Source organism: Stenotrophomonas sp. PvP093 (assembly GCF_017876915.1).
Classification (GTDB): Bacteria; Pseudomonadota; Gammaproteobacteria; order Xanthomonadales; family Xanthomonadaceae; genus Stenotrophomonas; species Stenotrophomonas muris.
The window spans coordinates 2,905,638-2,919,606 of the sequence record NZ_JAGIOX010000004.1 but is presented as its reverse complement, the minus strand read 5'-3'; the positions used below and the strand labels follow the sequence as shown (position 1 = coordinate 2,919,606).

General features: G+C 65.6%; 28 protein-coding genes. 11 read left to right on the top strand and 17 right to left on the bottom strand.

Annotated features, from left to right (window positions below; genetic code table 11):
• Position 1: 1 nt before the first annotated feature.
• The 14 genes from J3A72_RS16045 to J3A72_RS15985 form a co-directional block, all read right to left on the bottom strand.
• A complete protein-coding gene (locus J3A72_RS16045) occupies positions 2 to 259 on the bottom strand; it encodes a hypothetical protein (protein WP_049406742.1) in 258 nt (85 codons plus the stop codon).
• The gene (locus J3A72_RS16040; RefSeq protein WP_088475883.1) at positions 240 to 962 is read right to left on the bottom strand and encodes an HNH endonuclease; all 723 of its coding nucleotides are present in this window, start codon (positions 960 to 962) and stop codon (positions 240 to 242) included. The genes J3A72_RS16045 and J3A72_RS16040 overlap by 20 nt, the downstream gene beginning before the upstream one ends.
• Positions 963 to 965: 3 nt before the next feature.
• A complete protein-coding gene (locus J3A72_RS16035; protein ID WP_254918037.1) occupies positions 966 to 1,682 on the bottom strand; it encodes a hypothetical protein in 717 nt (238 codons plus the stop codon).
• Positions 1,679 to 1,924 carry a hypothetical protein gene (locus J3A72_RS16030; RefSeq protein ID WP_065195855.1) on the bottom strand — a complete coding sequence of 82 codons (246 nt, stop codon included), beginning with the start codon at positions 1,922 to 1,924 and terminating at the stop codon, positions 1,679 to 1,681. The genes J3A72_RS16035 and J3A72_RS16030 overlap by 4 nt, the downstream gene beginning before the upstream one ends.
• Before the next feature lie 7 nt (positions 1,925 to 1,931).
• Positions 1,932 to 2,834, bottom strand: a complete 903-nt coding sequence (locus J3A72_RS16025) for a recombination-associated protein RdgC (RefSeq protein ID WP_088475882.1) — start codon at positions 2,832 to 2,834, stop codon at positions 1,932 to 1,934.
• Positions 2,834 to 2,992, bottom strand: coding sequence for a hypothetical protein (locus tag J3A72_RS16020; protein ID WP_154344339.1), 159 nt, complete (start codon positions 2,990 to 2,992; stop codon positions 2,834 to 2,836). The genes J3A72_RS16025 and J3A72_RS16020 overlap by 1 nt, the downstream gene beginning before the upstream one ends.
• Complete coding sequence (locus tag J3A72_RS16015; protein ID WP_088475881.1) at positions 2,989 to 3,252, bottom strand: hypothetical protein; 264 nt, start codon at positions 3,250 to 3,252, stop codon at positions 2,989 to 2,991. The genes J3A72_RS16020 and J3A72_RS16015 overlap by 4 nt, the downstream gene beginning before the upstream one ends.
• Complete coding sequence (locus J3A72_RS16010; RefSeq protein WP_141098683.1) at positions 3,249 to 3,497, bottom strand: hypothetical protein; 249 nt, start codon at positions 3,495 to 3,497, stop codon at positions 3,249 to 3,251. The genes J3A72_RS16015 and J3A72_RS16010 overlap by 4 nt, the downstream gene beginning before the upstream one ends.
• Complete coding sequence (locus J3A72_RS23185; protein ID WP_254918036.1) at positions 3,494 to 3,622, bottom strand: hypothetical protein; 129 nt, start codon at positions 3,620 to 3,622, stop codon at positions 3,494 to 3,496. Before J3A72_RS23185 ends, J3A72_RS16010 begins: the two co-directional genes overlap by 4 nt.
• Positions 3,619 to 4,032, bottom strand: a complete 414-nt coding sequence (locus J3A72_RS16005) for a hypothetical protein (RefSeq protein ID WP_088475879.1) — start codon at positions 4,030 to 4,032, stop codon at positions 3,619 to 3,621. The genes J3A72_RS23185 and J3A72_RS16005 overlap by 4 nt, the downstream gene beginning before the upstream one ends.
• Complete coding sequence (locus J3A72_RS16000; protein ID WP_088475878.1) at positions 4,029 to 4,292, bottom strand: hypothetical protein; 264 nt, start codon at positions 4,290 to 4,292, stop codon at positions 4,029 to 4,031. The genes J3A72_RS16005 and J3A72_RS16000 overlap by 4 nt, the downstream gene beginning before the upstream one ends.
• Positions 4,289 to 4,708, bottom strand: coding sequence for a helix-turn-helix domain-containing protein (locus J3A72_RS15995; RefSeq protein WP_088475877.1), 420 nt, complete (start codon positions 4,706 to 4,708; stop codon positions 4,289 to 4,291). The genes J3A72_RS16000 and J3A72_RS15995 overlap by 4 nt, the downstream gene beginning before the upstream one ends.
• Positions 4,708 to 5,199 carry a hypothetical protein gene (locus J3A72_RS15990; protein WP_245336377.1) on the bottom strand — a complete coding sequence of 164 codons (492 nt, stop codon included), beginning with the start codon at positions 5,197 to 5,199 and terminating at the stop codon, positions 4,708 to 4,710. The genes J3A72_RS15995 and J3A72_RS15990 overlap by 1 nt, the downstream gene beginning before the upstream one ends.
• A gap of 418 nt (positions 5,200 to 5,617) precedes the next feature.
• Positions 5,618 to 6,073 carry a helix-turn-helix transcriptional regulator gene (locus tag J3A72_RS15985; protein ID WP_141098682.1) on the bottom strand — a complete coding sequence of 152 codons (456 nt, stop codon included), beginning with the start codon at positions 6,071 to 6,073 and terminating at the stop codon, positions 5,618 to 5,620.
• Here J3A72_RS15985 and J3A72_RS15980 point away from each other — a divergent pair.
• Together J3A72_RS15980 and J3A72_RS15975 are read left to right on the top strand one after the other, a co-directional pair.
• Entirely contained in the window at positions 6,072 to 6,392 is a 321-nt protein-coding gene (locus J3A72_RS15980) for a hypothetical protein (RefSeq protein ID WP_088475873.1), read from the top strand. The two genes, J3A72_RS15985 and J3A72_RS15980, sit on opposite strands and share 2 nt — an antisense overlap.
• Complete coding sequence (locus J3A72_RS15975) at positions 6,392 to 6,631, top strand: hypothetical protein (protein WP_088475872.1); 240 nt, start codon at positions 6,392 to 6,394, stop codon at positions 6,629 to 6,631. The genes J3A72_RS15980 and J3A72_RS15975 overlap by 1 nt, the downstream gene beginning before the upstream one ends.
• Before the next feature lie 132 nt (positions 6,632 to 6,763).
• Here the strand turns inward: J3A72_RS15975 and J3A72_RS15970 are convergent, their stop codons facing one another.
• Positions 6,764 to 7,105 carry a hypothetical protein gene (locus J3A72_RS15970; RefSeq protein ID WP_088435592.1) on the bottom strand — a complete coding sequence of 114 codons (342 nt, stop codon included), beginning with the start codon at positions 7,103 to 7,105 and terminating at the stop codon, positions 6,764 to 6,766.
• A 229-nt stretch (positions 7,106 to 7,334) separates the two neighbouring features.
• Positions 7,335 to 7,640: a hypothetical protein gene (locus tag J3A72_RS15965; RefSeq protein ID WP_088475871.1), complete on the bottom strand. Its 306-nt coding sequence runs from the start codon at positions 7,638 to 7,640 to the stop codon at positions 7,335 to 7,337.
• 82 nt (positions 7,641 to 7,722) lie between these two features.
• On the opposite strand from J3A72_RS15965, the gene J3A72_RS15960 reads away from it, so the two are divergent.
• The 9 genes from J3A72_RS15960 to J3A72_RS15920 are packed head-to-tail and all read left to right on the top strand — an operon-like array spanning position 7,723 to position 13,518.
• Positions 7,723 to 8,250, top strand: coding sequence for a hypothetical protein (locus tag J3A72_RS15960; RefSeq protein WP_088475870.1), 528 nt, complete (start codon positions 7,723 to 7,725; stop codon positions 8,248 to 8,250).
• A 17-nt stretch (positions 8,251 to 8,267) separates the two neighbouring features.
• Complete coding sequence (locus J3A72_RS15955) at positions 8,268 to 9,314, top strand: helix-turn-helix domain-containing protein (RefSeq protein WP_088475869.1); 1,047 nt, start codon at positions 8,268 to 8,270, stop codon at positions 9,312 to 9,314.
• Entirely contained in the window at positions 9,307 to 9,861 is a 555-nt protein-coding gene (locus J3A72_RS15950; RefSeq protein ID WP_088475868.1) for a hypothetical protein, read from the top strand. The genes J3A72_RS15955 and J3A72_RS15950 overlap by 8 nt, the downstream gene beginning before the upstream one ends.
• A complete protein-coding gene (locus J3A72_RS15945) occupies positions 9,858 to 10,397 on the top strand; it encodes a hypothetical protein (protein WP_088475867.1) in 540 nt (179 codons plus the stop codon). Before J3A72_RS15950 ends, J3A72_RS15945 begins: the two co-directional genes overlap by 4 nt.
• Complete coding sequence (locus J3A72_RS23120; protein ID WP_245336376.1) at positions 10,394 to 10,882, top strand: DUF1064 domain-containing protein; 489 nt, start codon at positions 10,394 to 10,396, stop codon at positions 10,880 to 10,882. Before J3A72_RS15945 ends, J3A72_RS23120 begins: the two co-directional genes overlap by 4 nt.
• A gap of 14 nt (positions 10,883 to 10,896) precedes the next feature.
• A complete protein-coding gene (locus tag J3A72_RS15935; RefSeq protein ID WP_176422001.1) occupies positions 10,897 to 11,430 on the top strand; it encodes an NUMOD4 motif-containing HNH endonuclease in 534 nt (177 codons plus the stop codon).
• Positions 11,427 to 11,750 (top strand): hypothetical protein, encoded by a 324-nt coding sequence (locus J3A72_RS15930; RefSeq protein ID WP_088475865.1) that lies wholly within the window; start codon positions 11,427 to 11,429, stop codon positions 11,748 to 11,750. The genes J3A72_RS15935 and J3A72_RS15930 overlap by 4 nt, the downstream gene beginning before the upstream one ends.
• Entirely contained in the window at positions 11,747 to 12,574 is an 828-nt protein-coding gene (locus tag J3A72_RS15925; protein WP_088475864.1) for a hypothetical protein, read from the top strand. Before J3A72_RS15930 ends, J3A72_RS15925 begins: the two co-directional genes overlap by 4 nt.
• The gene (locus tag J3A72_RS15920; protein WP_088475863.1) at positions 12,571 to 13,518 is read left to right on the top strand and encodes a hypothetical protein; all 948 of its coding nucleotides are present in this window, start codon (positions 12,571 to 12,573) and stop codon (positions 13,516 to 13,518) included. Before J3A72_RS15925 ends, J3A72_RS15920 begins: the two co-directional genes overlap by 4 nt.
• On the opposite strand, the gene J3A72_RS15915 is transcribed toward J3A72_RS15920, so the two are convergent.
• On the bottom strand, positions 13,502 to 13,969 hold the full coding sequence (locus J3A72_RS15915; protein ID WP_088475862.1) for a hypothetical protein: 468 nt from the start codon (positions 13,967 to 13,969) through the stop codon (positions 13,502 to 13,504). The genes J3A72_RS15920 and J3A72_RS15915 overlap by 17 nt on opposite strands.

Genomic DNA, 13,969 nt, shown 5'->3' with positions numbered 1-13,969 from the left:
GTCAGCGCCTCTGGCCGGGTGGCAACGTGGGGAGCTGCTGGGGCTCGGCAACTGCCGCGGTCAGGTTTCCGGTTTCATGGGCCAACCGGATTGCGTCGAGCTCGACCTTCACCGCGCCGATGTAGGTGGTGGCCACAATGGTCGAGGCCTTGGCGCGCTCGATGACCTGGCCCATCTGTTCGGCACTCAGATCGTCGTCGCCCAGGCGTTCGAGCATGGCGACCAGGTGATCGCGGACGTCACTGACCTTGTTCTTCATCTTCTTGCTCCTTGGTTCGCCTCCTGACCCGGCGGGTGATTCGCGCCTTCAGGTGGACAAGTTCTTTCAGTTCCGGCGGGTACCGGTTGTGGTAGCTGTTGCGCCGCATGTTCTCTGCGAGGGTTACGGCCTCGAGGCGATCAGCAGTGATCTCGGCGGCGACCAGCGTTTTCATCCCGGGCCGGAACACCACAATGTGTCCCTCCGGTACCCGGCCGTTTGCCACCTCCCAGACCAGGACGTGCACTGGGCGCCAGCGTTGGGTCGGGAAGATGGCTGGATCGTCGGTGACCTTGCGCATCAGCACCTTCCGTTTCGGATCCACCTTCTCGGTCCCGATCGGCACGTAGTTGCGCGCCTCGCTCGCCGGCCGACCCTTCTTGAACTGGGTTTCGCGCATTCGGCCGGCGTACCAACCAGGTCGGCGCAGCCCTTTGTTCGGCGCCACATAGCCGGGCTTGAAGCGCGCCGCGATCGATCCCGGTTCCTGTGTCCCGTTCCATAGAGACGCCAGTGGCTGTGTGTGGAAGTCGTCTGCCTTCTGCAGGCCAAGCGCCGATGCCCGTCGATACACCGCGGTCTTCGGCCTTTTCAGCACATGGGCGATCAGGAAGGCGGGGAACCGCGGCCAGTTCAGCCGCAGCGTCTCGTCCTCGTCGGCCGTCCAGGGCCGACGCGCGTTGGGGTGTGACTTCCGCGGCATGGCTCATGGATTCCATTCCGAGCGCTTCGGTGCGTGGATCTGCTGCCGCGCGCGCTGCCGAACGGCTTCCTTCCGGAAGTACTCGCGGTGCTCGATCTTCTGGCCGCGGACGCGGAAGCCCCAGCTGAAGGCGCGCGGCGGCAGCGTCAGCACCAGGGTCCAGGTGCCTTCGGCCTGCAGGTCCTCGACAAGGGCAATGCGATGCCAGCCCTCGGCGCGCCGGAACAGCAGCTGGCCAGCGCCGTACCAGGTCGACGAATACGGTTCCTCTGCGATCGCCGACGGCACCGCGTCCGGTACCGCCGGCAGCGGCCCGTCGAAGGGCCGATGCTCGAAGTACCCACCGCGCAGAATCAGGCTGAAGAATGACCAGGGGTGATCATGGAAGATGCCGCCGTGGTCGCTGCTGCGGATGTGGTGCAGGCGCAGGGCCAGCCAAGGCCGGGGCTGGCCACGGTCGTCGACGCCGGCGCGGCCGATGCGCAGCAGCCAGAATCGATCCATGTACGGCGTGCCGTCGGCGTTGGCCAGGTGGAAGTAGGGGGTGCGGGTGCCGCGCTGGATCAGTGCGGTGGCCAGCCGATCCAATACGCGGCGGCCCATGGTGCGCGGCGGCGCCTGCAGATCCATGTAGCTGCCGCAGCGCCCGCACGATTCCATATCCGGCCAGTCACGGGCGCAGCCGAACAGGGCGCAGATGAAGGCGCGCACGCGGCTCACGGCTGCTCGCCCCTGTAGGTCGGGACCAAGCCGCCGGCAGTGGTCAAGGTGCCGGCTTCGATCTGACGCAGGCGGCGAGCACGTTCGGCCCGGCCACCGCCGGCCGGTGCCCAGGTGGTGCGGTGGCGTGCCGGCATGCGACGGACAGGGACAGCGCTCGCAGCGCGCTTCGGCTGGGCCAGCAGGGCGGGCAGCAGGACGTCGAGGGAGAAGCGGCCAGTGCCGAGAAGATGCGGATTCATGGAGACCTCATGCGTAGGTGGTAAGGCGGAAGTGCTCGCGGACCAGGTCGTAGAGCCGGCCGACTTCGCCGATCTGCAGGGCGAAGCGGGCATCGAACTCGGCGCGCCGGCCGTCTTCATCCCCGTGCTGCAACTGCTCCACGGCGCCGTCAAGGAAGCGGAGCTTTCGGACGATCAGGTCGTCACCGAGGACGAAGGAGAGGTGGTCCTCCAGCACCAGGGCGAGCTTGGTGACCTGCTTGCCTGTCTCCAGGTGCAGGTCGACCTCGTCGCAGCGCAGTTCGTGGTGCTGGCAGCGAACGATTGCGCCGCCCTCGACCGGATCGCGCAGCTCGCATTCCTCGCCCAGGCTGAGGCCGTCGGGCAGGGGCTCACCGGCAACCCAACCGGTCAGAATCGCCCGTGGCGAAACCTCGGCGTTCAGGGGCAGGGCGGGGAAGCTGCCGACCACGTTGCGCAGCTGGCTCATGGCGGCCTCGCCGGTCTTGCGGCTGCTGGTGTCGACGAACACCACGCCGCGCTGGTGGTCCAGGTAGAGATCCGTGCGGGACGGGCGGACGAAGGCCCGCGGCAGCAGCTCGTGCAGCAGGTCGTCCTTGATGCGTTTCCGCTCACGGCCGCCGGGGCGGCGCCCGTCGCGTTCCTCGATCTCCAGCAGCTTGAGCTCGAGCAGGTTGTTCACCACCGCCGGCGGCAGGATCTTCTCTTCGGCGCCGATGGCCATCCACATGCAGCGGCCGATCTCGTGCGACAGCAGCTCTTTCTCTTCGCGGCCGAACGGCGAAATGAAGCCGGCGGAGCACATTTCCAGGGGGCCTACCGGCTTCAGAGCGCTCGCCTTCAGGCCGTCCTGCCAGTCGAACATCTGCAGCTGCGGGTAGGTGAACATCGTGAGGTTGCGGAAGAACATCAGGTGTCTCCGGTCTGTTCAGAGGTGACGCTGCTGCCTTCGGGCAGCTCGGAAAGGCCCAGGGTGTAGAGCGCGTCGTCGATCGCGGCCTGCTCGGCTTCTGCGATGACGCTGTGCGGTCCAGCCACGCCCGGGATGTGGACGTGGAAGAGCCTCATGGACGGCAGGCCTCGGCGATGCGCTGGAACTTCCGCGCCCAGGTGGCCAGGTCGGGCTTCATCCCCGCGCGCCAGGCGATCTGGAAGATCGTGCCGAAGCGGATCCGCAGCGCGCGCCACTGGTCCGGCGGTGCGATGGAGACCGCGCGCTGGTAGCGCTGCACGCGCGCTGCGGGGGTGATCGCCGGCGGCATGCGGTCCAGGTCGTGCTGCAGGATCGCGTCGAGGCCGTGGCCCAGCAGGTGCAGGTCTGCCGTCATGACATGGCCCTCCCGTGCACCACCCAGAAGAGGTCGGCCAGTGCCCGCGGTACTGAGGGCATTGCCCGCGTCTCATAGAACGCAGCTTCGATGATCTGTTCGAAGCTGCGGCCATCTGGCGCGCGCGCGGCTTCGCCTTCAACCTTCAGGAGGCGGGCCAGGTAGTCCCTGCTGAGAGGCCCCAGGTTCCCGACCAGGTCATCGAGGTCGATCTCCGCGTCGACGTTCATGGTCACCAGGTTCATGACAGCACCGCCCGGGATCCGAACCCTACTGCCACGCCCACCAAGAAGCCGGCCGTGCCACCAATGGCCAGCACCCGCCGGAACAGCACTGCCGTGGCCTCGGCGATGATGTCTTCCGCGTTCATGCGGCCTCCGATTCAGTGATGTGCTGGTCGACCCACGCGCGCATGCGCGTCCATCGCTGCTCAGGCGTTTCGTTGTCCCATCGCCACTCGCCGTCGTTCTCATGAACGATCTCCGCTGCCATTGCTTCGGCGATACCGAACGCCTTGCTCACTGCCGCGCGGTCGTCGGGGTCTAGGCCGGTCATATCCAGGCCACGCTTGGAACCGATCACCCCAAGCGCGCAGTGGCAGCCGGTGTTGTCCTGCAGCTGTTCGGCGATCAGTCGCTTTTCTGGCATCGCGTCGAGTGCTTCTCGCAGCTCCACCAGGAACTGCTGACCCCGCCTGCCCCGAAGTGCGGAAGCAACCGCGCCGCGCCAGCAAATGAGCGGCCAGGAGTCGCAGTCGTCGCTGTATCCGCTGCGGCTCATGCGGCACCGCCTTTGCCGCGCGCGAGGGCGCGTTGGCAGCGAGGGCAGGTCACAGGATGCGATTCGCAGGCGGTCCAGCCCACGGATCGGCGGCCTGGTGCTGCTCCGCACAGCGCCTTGCCGGTGGCTTCGACATGTCCGCCATGGCGCCGCACCTGCGAGGACGGGATCGCGTGCAGGTTGGTGCCCTGTCCCCGCTCGAGGCCGTTTGCACAGCGGCCGGCCAGCTTCGCCGCCAGCACTTCAGCAGCGGCGCTCATGCGGCACCCCCTTGAGGCATCACGAAGCGGTAGCCGCGCAGGCGGATGGTCTCGATCGCGTGCTGGAATCCCTCGGCGGCGAGCTTGCGGCGCACGCGCGACACCAGCACCTGCAGGACGTTGGATTCACGCGACGGTGGCTTGCTGTCCGGATACATCGCGGCATGCAGCGTGCCGATCTCGACCAGGCGGTCCGACGCCGAGATCAGCGTCTGCATGACCAGCGTCTCGGTGCGGCTCAGCTTGATGGCCCTGCCGGCGATCAGCAGGCGCTGCCCCATGACGACGGGCGCGGTGTGGCTGGCAGCCTCGCCGCAGCTTCTGCAGAGATCCTTGTCGATCCAGGAGCAGCCGCCGCGGCAGGCCTGCAGCTCGGTGCAGCCGCAGATGCGGCAGCGGCGTTCGGTGAAGGCCATCAGTGCACCTCCAGGAAAGCCAGGTCATAGATGACGCACTGCGCCCGGGCCACCACAGGGGAGGTGGCTTCACCCGTCGACAGGGGGACGACGGTATTGGCCCGGGCGCAGGCGTCGGGGGAAACGGAATAGGTACCGCCGACAACGGCGTCGACAGCGTCAAGCGCGAGCTGCCAGCGGTAGGGGGAGAAGTCCTTGGCCAGCGCGGCTGACACGCCGGCGGCGCAGTCCGGCACGCGGCCGGCCTCGTTGAAGCCGTTGAGCACGGCCTGCGCGATGGTGGTACGCAGGCCCCAGTCGTTCTCGTTGGCCAGGGTGTAGACCTCCAGCGCCGCGCAGATGCGCGGGCTGGTGATCACCAGTGCAGCTGGTGCCCGGACGGCCTGGCCGGGATCGTCTGTGGAAGGGGACGATGGGGAGAAGAGGGCGCCGACGCCGGTGGCTCCAAGAGCCCCCAGTGCCAGGTACAGCGACGAAGACAGTGCAGACATGTGCTCAACCATCCGTGCTTGGGATGTTGAGCAAAGTATTGCGCAATAATTAACGTGTCAAGCAAAAGTTTGCTTAATCCTCGGGAGGGCTACTCAGAAGGGCCACTTATCGAGGTTCTTCCACGCGGTGTCGTCGTTGAACTTCCGGGAAAAGGCAGCGCATTCCCGCAAGATTGCCTGGCGCTTGACGGGAGTTCCTGACCCCGCGGGCCATGTGATTCGCTTGCCCGTCTTCGCCGCAATCGAGTCGGCGATCGACTCAATGAGGGAGTCCCGCGGCGCGCTACGGACCAGCTCGCAGCTATCCAGCACGTCCACTGCATCCTGGGCGGTAACGGATGCGCCTCCGTATGTGAGGCAGGCGACCAATCCTAGGGTGCACTTGATTGACACGACAGTTCCTTGTCGGAAGGAGAGGTTAGGCGGACTTCTTGCCCTGCGGGCTACTGATCTCTGAGAACCGTTCCTCTGCGCTTGCTACGCGATCAACGGTTTCCCGCCCCGTCTCGCTGATCTTCACGTAGGTGCTGATCAGAGTGGAGAGCCGCGGTGACACCAGAAGCTCTAGCGGGACGTCGGGTACGAACAGAAGCCAAGCTGGGATTCCGAAGGCCGCAGCCAACCCGTCCACAGTCCTCACCGTTGGCGACGTCTCGTGCGTAGTCCCATAGGTCATCACGTTGCCCACATTTCGCTGCGACAGACCTGCGCGCTTGGCGACCTTCACCTGAGAATCGCCGGTAGCCTCCATGAGGCGACGGACGTTATCGGCCAGGATCAAATTTGAATCGGTACCCATCCAAGCAGAGTATTCAGCGCCGCTCGCAAAGTATTGCTTCCAATATGAGCAAAAGTTTGCTATTTCTTCACTCATGGACGCCGATACCCTCTTGCATCAAACCGTGGTGCGCCTGCGTGCGCATGAAGGGAAGTACGCCGAGATCGCCCGGCAGAACCCGGACATCGGCTATTCGTGGCTGACGAAGCTGGCGCACGGGCAGATCACGAACCCGACGATCGCCAGCCTGCAGCAGCTGATCGAGGCGCTGAATGCCTTCGAAGGCTTGGAGCGGGGCGGCCCGGCCGAACTGGTGGCGCAGGCCGATCCGGTTATGGATCCGGTTATGGAACTGCGCGCCGAACCGAGCGGCGACGTGGACGCCGGCCGCATCGTTCCGCTGGAGACAGCCTGATGGCCCGTCGACACCTCAGCAATCCTCGCGAAGGGGAGGGCCAAGGCCACGGGCGTGAGATCCGTGAGCTGCGCGCGCTGCGCAACCAGGTCCGGGACCTCCAGCGCCAGGTCGACGACCTCAGCGCTTGGCGCGTCCAGCAGCACGAAGATTCCATGCGGACCGCGACGAAAGCGCCGCCGCCGCCGGTCGGATTCTGGGGCCGCCTTCTGGTGGTGTTCGGTAAGGGGGCGCGATGAACAGCGGCCGCAATACCGCAGGCCGGTCGAACGCGCTGCCTGCGAGCACGCCGACCGTCATGACCGCGGCGCTGAAGCGCATCGGAGCGCTGGAGCGCCGAGTGCGCGCGCTGGAGCAGCGGCAGCCGGCGTCTAGCGTTCCTGCTCAGAACCAGCGCGCTGCTGTTCCAACAGCCGCTCCGCTTCCGCCGCCTCCGCCAGCTCCTGGCGGCTCTGCTGCGCCTTCAGGATCTGACGCTCGATCTCCAACAGGCGAAGCACGGTCGCAGCGGCCACGCCGGCTGGGGCTTCGGGCGAGGTTTTGCCGCGCAGTGTTTGGATGGCGGCGCGAACCACCTCCAGCAGCATTTCTGTGTCGGGATGACTGCCAATGACGGCCAGCGTGAACCAGCTGTTCGCCTGCTTTTCAGCCTCCAAGGCGGCGATTCGTTCGTCGTATTGGGCGAACCGGGCTTCCAGCTCGGATGGGGTCATGGGGGAGATTGTCCTTTGGGCGGGGGTCGATTCTGTCAGTAGTCGGCAACTGATGCCTACGAACAAGGGTGTGCCACGTTCATCTGGAGGTGCCGAGTGATGTCTGGCGATTGCAAGCCGATGGCCGACAAGCATGTCGGCGCATCGGACCTGGTGTTTACCGCCGAAACTCGAGATCCGAGTCGACCAGGGCATTGGGCGCCGGTTTTCGACGACAACTCCGGGGAAATCAGACCCCCGGATGAATCTGATCGAAGAAGGCGCCATACCGCTGAAGCATCCGGGTCAGGGAATCTCGTCTCTGAACCGCCCAGTCTGGCGTACCCGCTTTCTCTACCTGTCCGACAAGGTCTTGGACCCGAGCCTTCAGAGCGGCTGGGTTTGGATGAGTAGCGATCAGCGCATGAATCCATAGGTCCATGGCTGCCTTCTCACCATGGAGTACGTGCATGTCCTGAGCGACCGCCTCGAACTGTCCGCGGACGCGGTGCTGGAAGCCGTCAAAGTCAATTGCAAGTTGCTGCAAATCTGCCATGGGTGTCTCCGGTTGGTGTTTGGGTTGGGTTGCACCGCCATTCTGCCAGCCGGAGGACCCGCCCTTACTACCGAGGACTCCCATGCCCTGGATCGATGAAACCTGGCTGCAGGACGCACTGGCGGCCCTGAAGGCCACGTGCGAGGTCGACGCACACACCCGCAACGCGATGATTCAGTTCCTGCTGGACAACGGCTTCTGGGACCAAGAGAAACTGAAGGACTGGACCAGCGCTGTTGCCAAGTTCAACAGCTGCCTCAATCCGAACAAGGCCGAGTTCTTCAAGATCGGCGAACTGTGGGCGCTGATGCGCCGCTTCGGCCGCCACCAGCTCTTCCTGGCCATGGCCGCGGATCTCGGCTACGAGGTCCGCCCGATCCCTACCGAGCATCGCCGGCAGGAGCTGATGCAGCAGCTGCTCGACGCCCAGGTGCAGTGTGCCGCCGCCACGGAGCGCGTCGCAGGCCAGCTGGAACGCCTCAACACGCCGGCGCCGGAGCCGCGCCCAGGTGCCGTCCATGGACAGGGTCGCGCGCATTTCAGCACCAGCCCGAGCGATTGGAGCGCGCCCACCAGGGGCAACGCCGTCCAAAGCGTGGGCTGCCCGTAACGGGATAGGCCTGCGTAATGAGCAACGAAATCACGAAGCTCTGCTGGCCACTGCAGATGCCGCCGCCCGCAAAGGCGGTGCTGATGGCGATCGCGTGGCACGCAGACGACTTCGGCATGGCCTTCCCGGGCTTCACCACGCTGATCGAGAAGACCTGCCTGAGCAAGACAGCACTGCTCAGCGCGATCGCGTGGCTGGAAGACAACCAAGTGCTGACCATTCGCCGCGGCGGCAGCGACGCCGGCGGGACGAAGTACAGCAACCGGTACAGCCTCAACCTCAGCCGCCTGGACAAGAACGCATTCGCGTCGAAGCCCCGGCGCCCATCCAAACCGGTGCGGCAGACGGACCGGTCTGAGAGCGGCGAAGGGGTTGACCGGTCCGCCACGAACACCGGTACGGATGCCGAACCGGTACGCGTCGCGGACGGGTCGGAAGAGACTGAAGGCGCCGACCGGTACGCGGGAAATACCGGTACGCAAGAACGACCGGTACGTCTCGCGGACTCGACCGGTACGTCTGGCGGACCTGACCGGTCCGTCTCGCGTACTCAACCGGTCCGCGAGACGGACCCTAAAGGTCATGAAAGGTCAGTAAAGGTCATTGAATCGTCAAACGCGCAGGCGCGCGACGACGACGCGGTGATGCCGCAGCTCAGCGCCGACGAGGTCAAGCGCGAGCTGATGGGCATCCCCCGTTTGCCGGCGGGTCTGGACCCGCAAGTCCTGGCCAGGTTCGTGCGGCACCGCCGTGTGCTGGGCAAGCCGATGACGATCAGCAGCTGGCTGGAGCTGCAGCCGCGATTCCGCCAGCTCGCCGCCGACGGCCACGACCTCAACCGCTCCCTGCGCCAGACGATGGCTGCAGGTCTGGCACTGCCCGTAACACCGAAACCCGAGGGGACCGATCATGCCAACAATTCAGGCTCTGCTGCCGAACGCGTCCGACGTCGAGCAGAAGAGGACGAGCTCCGTGACGCCGCTGCAGAGGCAGACGCAGCCGCCGGCGCAGCAGGCGCCCTTGACGGCCCGGGCTACGCGAACGCTGTGGGTGCGCATGGCTGAGATCTACGGCTACCGCTGGACCAGCGCCTACGGCGAGGATCCCAGCGGCGGCGCCGCCGCGACGTGGGCGAAGGGGCTTGCCGGGCTCACCGGTGAGCAGCTGGCTGCGGGCCTGGGCTCGAGCATCGCCTCGGCTGACCCGTGGCCACCGACCCTGCCGGAATTCCGTCTGCGCTGCCTCGGCGTGCCGAGCTTCGCCGCCGTCCGCAACGACACCGGCCGCCAGGATGGCTTCACGCGCCTGGTGTGGCAGTACCTGGATGGCCATCGCTACCGCACGTCGAGCGCCGACAAGGGCGATCGCCTGTTGCGCGAGGCCTACGACCAGGCGCGCGAATACGTGATGCGCGGCGGGAAGCTGCCGGAAGAGCCGGTGGCGGTCCTCGGCCAGGCCGTGGTGGCCACGCCGGTACCGGCCAGCCCTGAAGCCCTCCGCCGTGCTGAGCGCGAGATCGCGGAGATCTTCGGCAAGGGATCTGCAGAGCCCGGCAATGATGACCACCCGCCGGCGACGGGCAAGATGGCAGCAGCAGGACTGGATCGATGATCGACCAGGAGCAACTGCGCAACTACCACCGGCAGCAGGTGCTGTATGCCCTGCAGCAGGCGAGCGAGCCGATGACGGCTTCGGAAGTGCACGAAGGCATGACAACCTTGGCGCTGGCCATGGGTCACCCTCGGGAATGCGCGGCGATCACCCCAGCGGCTGTGGCCGGGATTCTGCGCGGCATGCTTGGCGAGCAACTGGTCACCCAGGGTGGCGACAGGACAAATCGTCGTTACGGGCGTGCCGAGCCGACCTGGTCGATCGCTGCTGGCCAGGCGCGGGTCCTGCAGCCGTCGGCTCCGGGCAGGGGCACGGCCGCGATGGCTGCCGCGTCACCGATGGCGGGGCAGGGCACTCAGCTCCGCCAGATCACCATTGATCAGCGCCTGGCATTCCTGCAGGCCGAGTGCGCCGCGCTGCTGGCGGACGTGACAAAGGAACATGCGGCGTTCGAGCTCCGGGTTCGAAACCAGCTGGAGGCGTTCGAAGCGCGCGCTGCACGGCTGCTCGGTCTGCCGCGGGACGGTGGTCAATGAGCAATCGCGGACTTCGCTACAACCGCATCGAGGACATGCCGCAGGGCATGCAGCAGCTGGTGCACAAGGCTGGCCAAGTCGCGCTTAAGCGCGGGCCGGCCGAGCACCAGGAACACTCACCGGTGGAGAAGCGGCCTGGATTAGACAGGCATGCGAAACACTCGGCAGGAGAAATGAACAAAACCGAGGCTCGATACGCACAGTACTTGGACGCGTTGAAGACAGCTGGTGAAGTCGATTGGTGGGCATTCGAGTCAGTAAAGCTACGACTGGCGAAGCGTGCATGGTTCACGGTCGACTTCGTCGTGCGATATGTGGACGGTCACATCGAGCTCCATGAGGTGAAGGGTCGAAAGGGGGAACGGTACTGGGCAGAAGAGGATGCGAAGCTGAAAGTGAAGTTCGCAGCTGAGTCCTTCCCGTTCTGGCGCGTGAAGGTCGTGTGGCCTGGCGCCGGCGGTGTCTGGAGGGAGGAACTGTTTTGACTATGGTGGAACGCATGAACGAAGAACGATGGGCGTCGGTGCCGGGCTGGGAAGGCTGCTACGAGGTTAGTGATCGCGGATCAGTGCGGCGTGTTGGCGTCGACACGCTTGGTCGATTGAAAACTCGCACGCTGTCCCCTGATCACTCTAAAGGCGGGTACGCGAGAGTCCACCTCAAGCATGGAGAGCGCCAGGAGAGGCTGTTCGTGCATCGCTTAGTCCTTGAGGTATTCGTTGGAGAAAAACCGGAGGGAATGGTCCCGGATCACATCGATCGCAATCCATCCAACAACGCGGTAAAGAATCTCCGCTGGGTCACGCCAAGCGAGAACCAACTGAACCGGGACACGGGAAGATTTCGAAGGGGAGAGGCCACGCCTTGGGCGAAGCTGACCTCCGTTCAGGTTGAGGAAGCAAGAAGGTGCGCAGCGAATGGGGTCAGCATCCGGTCACTTAGCCGCCTATGTTGCGTTGCCGAGGAAACGATGCGTGATGCGGTCAGCGGCGTGACCTGGCGGGCACCGGGAAGCGTTGAGGGAACCCAATGAGCAGTTGGAGGCCCGGCACCCGCGTCGACCTCAGCGCGGTGTCCACCACCGCCCTGCTGCAGGAAATCGAGCGCCGGTGTTCGGCTGCCGGACCGCCCAAAGTTGATCGGCCGGCCAAGGAACGGCCGTTCGCGACAAAGGCGCTCTGGGCCCAGGACAAGGTCAACCAGGCACGTGCCCGCCTCGCGGAGCTCCGCGCGCTGCCAGTCCCAGCCTGCGAGGCTGAGCGCGCTGCTCGTTCCGCTCAGGACTCCCAACTGGTTGCCGACGTCGTCAAGTACGACGGCATGGCCAAGGCATTCGCGAGGAAGGGTCAATGAAACCTGCAGAGCTCAAGGCGCGGTTCCCAACCGAGGCTGCCCTGTGCACGTGCCTGATCGACTGCCTGACCGCGGCGGCAGGCTGGGAGATATACCCTGAGACGGCCGGCTTCGACATCCTGGCTGTGTGGAAGGCCACCGGGCACCAGCTCGGCATTGAGGCAAAGCTGCAGCTCAACGCCAAGGTGGCCGATCAGATCCTGCCGGCGCACTGGAGCAACGCCGACCAGCGGGGCCCGGACTTCAGGGCCGTGCTGGTGCCCTGCACGACGGCAGCCAACTACGGCATCGCACGGATGCTCGATGCGCTGGGCGTACAGGTCCTGGTCCCGGACAGCTGCACCGCCCGGTGGAAGACGGAGCCCGGGCAGCAGATTCAGCGCGTGGTGCATCGGCATGGCCTGCACCAGGCCGCCCCATGGGACTGCGCATCCGGCGATCTCCGCGAGTGGGGACCCACAGCATGGTTCGACTGGAACCCCACCAAACGCTGTGAATTGCCTGAGTTTGTGCCGAAGGTGGCCGCAGGCGTGCCGGCGCCGCTGCAGTTGACGCCCTGGAAGGTGGGCGCGCTGAAGGTGCTGGCCGATCTCGAGCTCGATGGATTCACGACGGCGAAGGGTGTCCGGGCCCATGGCGTGGATCCGCGCCGCTTCTGTGCAACAGATGGATGGCTGAAGCAACTGGGCGGCGGGAAATGGGCCCGCGGAACCCTCCCTGCTTTCGAGGACCAGCACCCCGAGGCCTATGCCCGGGTGCTGGCCCAGGCGCGCGCCGCGCGCGCTGCAGCGGCACCAACGAAGACCCAGGTACAGACGCCATGAACGAAACTGCAGTCGGTACCAATGCGCTCGCTGCCGCGCGCGAGCTCGAAGTGGCGTTCCTCAAGGGGAAGAAGATCCCGTCCTGCGCCAACTGCAACGGCAAGGCGAGGGTGTGCTGGCCTGGCCGCGAGTCGCAGCTTGTGCAGCTCCAATGCCGACACTGTGGGCCGCGCGGAGCCATCTTCGACAGCAGCGCGCCAGTCCAATGCGGCCGCTGTGGTGACGCCCCGACCGGCCTGTTCCCGCGCGGCGCGCAGATTCAGTGCTGCAGCTGCGGGGCATCCTCAGCAGTGTTCGTTGGCCAGGATCCTGCCGGTGCTCTGGCGGCGGCGCTGGATGCCTGGTGCCGCCGTGCACCGGTTCTTCCAGCGGCGGCGGACGACAGTGCAGGCCAGCGGCGCCGCGGCGCAGCGCCGGATGGATTCGATGACGAGGGCAAGGGCGACGTCCTGGAGCTGCTGTCGCGCCTACTGGTCGGCGGGAGCTACCGCATGCCCGTTGAAGGCCGCAGCACCTTGGCGCCGCTGGGCAGCAGCGACATCGCCGGCGCGGTCGGCTATATGCGCAATCCGCTGGAGAAGCACACCGCGCTAGCCGTAGCGACGAGGATGGGCCCCGCCGCGATCGCACGGCTCTCCCTCGCTGCCTATCGTCAGGTGGCCAAGGACGTGCGTGCAATGCGGCCGCGGCCGCTGGACCTCGGCAAGCCCGCCGATCGCTGGCGCCTTCGCCTGGTGATCTACGACGCAGCCCACGAGCTGGTTTGGCCGGAGCGGCGGCAGCCATTCGCCGGCCTGGCCAAGTCGGCCAAAATGCGAAAGGGCAACTACATCAAGGCGCACAAGTGCGCCACCGCCGTCCTGCAGGAGGCGCTGCACGGAGGCAGACGGGGATTCCGGCAGGCGATGTGGGCAGGAGAAAGCTACTCTAGTGCTGCAGAGTGAGGTGCGGCGCAACGATGGTTGGAAGCACCAGAGTAGCCTTCGAGGCGGCCCCAAGAGCTGCCTGATACCTTGCCTTCAGTTCTTCCTCATTCCCGGCTGCAGCTTGCTTCCGTCTTGCGTCCATTGAGGCAACCAACTCCTGGAATGGGTTGGCGACCTCCTTTCGCAGCTTATCGGCAACCTTTTCGCCGTATAGCCACCTCGATTCTGCAAGGATCCGCTGCACTTCGCGCATTGCGTCTGCGTCACCGCCATGAAGGCGGTTCAGTGCTCGCAGGAAATCGACATAGAGCGAGTAGCGACGGTCGAACAGGTCCGCCTTCAGCTTGTTTCTGGCGGTGCTCCATTGGCGCCATGCAATGAAACCGACAGCTATCGCGACAAGGATCTGCCCGATCGCGGTGAAAAGCTTGATCTGTAGGTCCGTCATTCCCCAAACCGTCTCAACCAT

Bases quoted from the DNA above. Each gene is read 5' to 3' on its own strand.
- J3A72_RS15955 (WP_088475869.1), top strand. From the start codon at position 8,268: ATGAGCAACGAAATCACGAAGCTCTGCTGGCCACTGCAGATGCCGCCG.
- J3A72_RS16025 (WP_088475882.1), bottom strand. From the start codon at position 2,834: ATGTTCTTCCGCAACCTCACGATGTTCACCTACCCGCAGCTGCAGATG.
- J3A72_RS15970 (WP_088435592.1), bottom strand. From the start codon at position 7,105: ATGACCCCATCCGAGCTGGAAGCCCGGTTCGCCCAATACGACGAACGA.
- J3A72_RS15950 (WP_088475868.1), top strand. From the start codon at position 9,307: ATGGCTGAGATCTACGGCTACCGCTGGACCAGCGCCTACGGCGAGGAT.
- J3A72_RS16000 (WP_088475878.1), bottom strand. From the start codon at position 4,292: ATGAGCGCCGCTGCTGAAGTGCTGGCGGCGAAGCTGGCCGGCCGCTGT.
- J3A72_RS15930 (WP_088475865.1), top strand. From the start codon at position 11,427: ATGAGCAGTTGGAGGCCCGGCACCCGCGTCGACCTCAGCGCGGTGTCC.
- J3A72_RS15915 (WP_088475862.1), bottom strand. From the start codon at position 13,969: ATGGTTGAGACGGTTTGGGGAATGACGGACCTACAGATCAAGCTTTTC.
- J3A72_RS16005 (WP_088475879.1), bottom strand. From the start codon at position 4,032: ATGAGCCGCAGCGGATACAGCGACGACTGCGACTCCTGGCCGCTCATT.
- J3A72_RS15920 (WP_088475863.1), top strand. From the start codon at position 12,571: ATGAACGAAACTGCAGTCGGTACCAATGCGCTCGCTGCCGCGCGCGAG.
- J3A72_RS16015 (WP_088475881.1), bottom strand. From the start codon at position 3,252: ATGACGGCAGACCTGCACCTGCTGGGCCACGGCCTCGACGCGATCCTG.
- J3A72_RS16030 (WP_065195855.1), bottom strand. From the start codon at position 1,924: ATGAATCCGCATCTTCTCGGCACTGGCCGCTTCTCCCTCGACGTCCTG.
- J3A72_RS15925 (WP_088475864.1), top strand. From the start codon at position 11,747: ATGAAACCTGCAGAGCTCAAGGCGCGGTTCCCAACCGAGGCTGCCCTG.
- J3A72_RS15945 (WP_088475867.1), top strand. From the start codon at position 9,858: ATGATCGACCAGGAGCAACTGCGCAACTACCACCGGCAGCAGGTGCTG.
- J3A72_RS15985 (WP_141098682.1), bottom strand. From the start codon at position 6,073: ATGAGTGAAGAAATAGCAAACTTTTGCTCATATTGGAAGCAATACTTT.
- J3A72_RS15965 (WP_088475871.1), bottom strand. From the start codon at position 7,640: ATGGCAGATTTGCAGCAACTTGCAATTGACTTTGACGGCTTCCAGCAC.
- J3A72_RS15990 (WP_245336377.1), bottom strand. From the start codon at position 5,199: ATGTCTGCACTGTCTTCGTCGCTGTACCTGGCACTGGGGGCTCTTGGA.
- J3A72_RS23185 (WP_254918036.1), bottom strand. From the start codon at position 3,622: ATGAACGCGGAAGACATCATCGCCGAGGCCACGGCAGTGCTGTTCCGG.
- J3A72_RS15995 (WP_088475877.1), bottom strand. From the start codon at position 4,708: ATGGCCTTCACCGAACGCCGCTGCCGCATCTGCGGCTGCACCGAGCTG.
- J3A72_RS15975 (WP_088475872.1), top strand. From the start codon at position 6,392: ATGGCCCGTCGACACCTCAGCAATCCTCGCGAAGGGGAGGGCCAAGGC.
- J3A72_RS23120 (WP_245336376.1), top strand. From the start codon at position 10,394: ATGAGCAATCGCGGACTTCGCTACAACCGCATCGAGGACATGCCGCAG.
- J3A72_RS15980 (WP_088475873.1), top strand. From the start codon at position 6,072: ATGGACGCCGATACCCTCTTGCATCAAACCGTGGTGCGCCTGCGTGCG.
- J3A72_RS16045 (WP_049406742.1), bottom strand. From the start codon at position 259: ATGAAGAACAAGGTCAGTGACGTCCGCGATCACCTGGTCGCCATGCTC.
- J3A72_RS16020 (WP_154344339.1), bottom strand. From the start codon at position 2,992: ATGAGGCTCTTCCACGTCCACATCCCGGGCGTGGCTGGACCGCACAGC.
- J3A72_RS15960 (WP_088475870.1), top strand. From the start codon at position 7,723: ATGCCCTGGATCGATGAAACCTGGCTGCAGGACGCACTGGCGGCCCTG.
- J3A72_RS16040 (WP_088475883.1), bottom strand. From the start codon at position 962: ATGCCGCGGAAGTCACACCCCAACGCGCGTCGGCCCTGGACGGCCGAC.
- J3A72_RS16010 (WP_141098683.1), bottom strand. From the start codon at position 3,497: ATGAACCTGGTGACCATGAACGTCGACGCGGAGATCGACCTCGATGAC.
- J3A72_RS15935 (WP_176422001.1), top strand. From the start codon at position 10,897: ATGAACGAAGAACGATGGGCGTCGGTGCCGGGCTGGGAAGGCTGCTAC.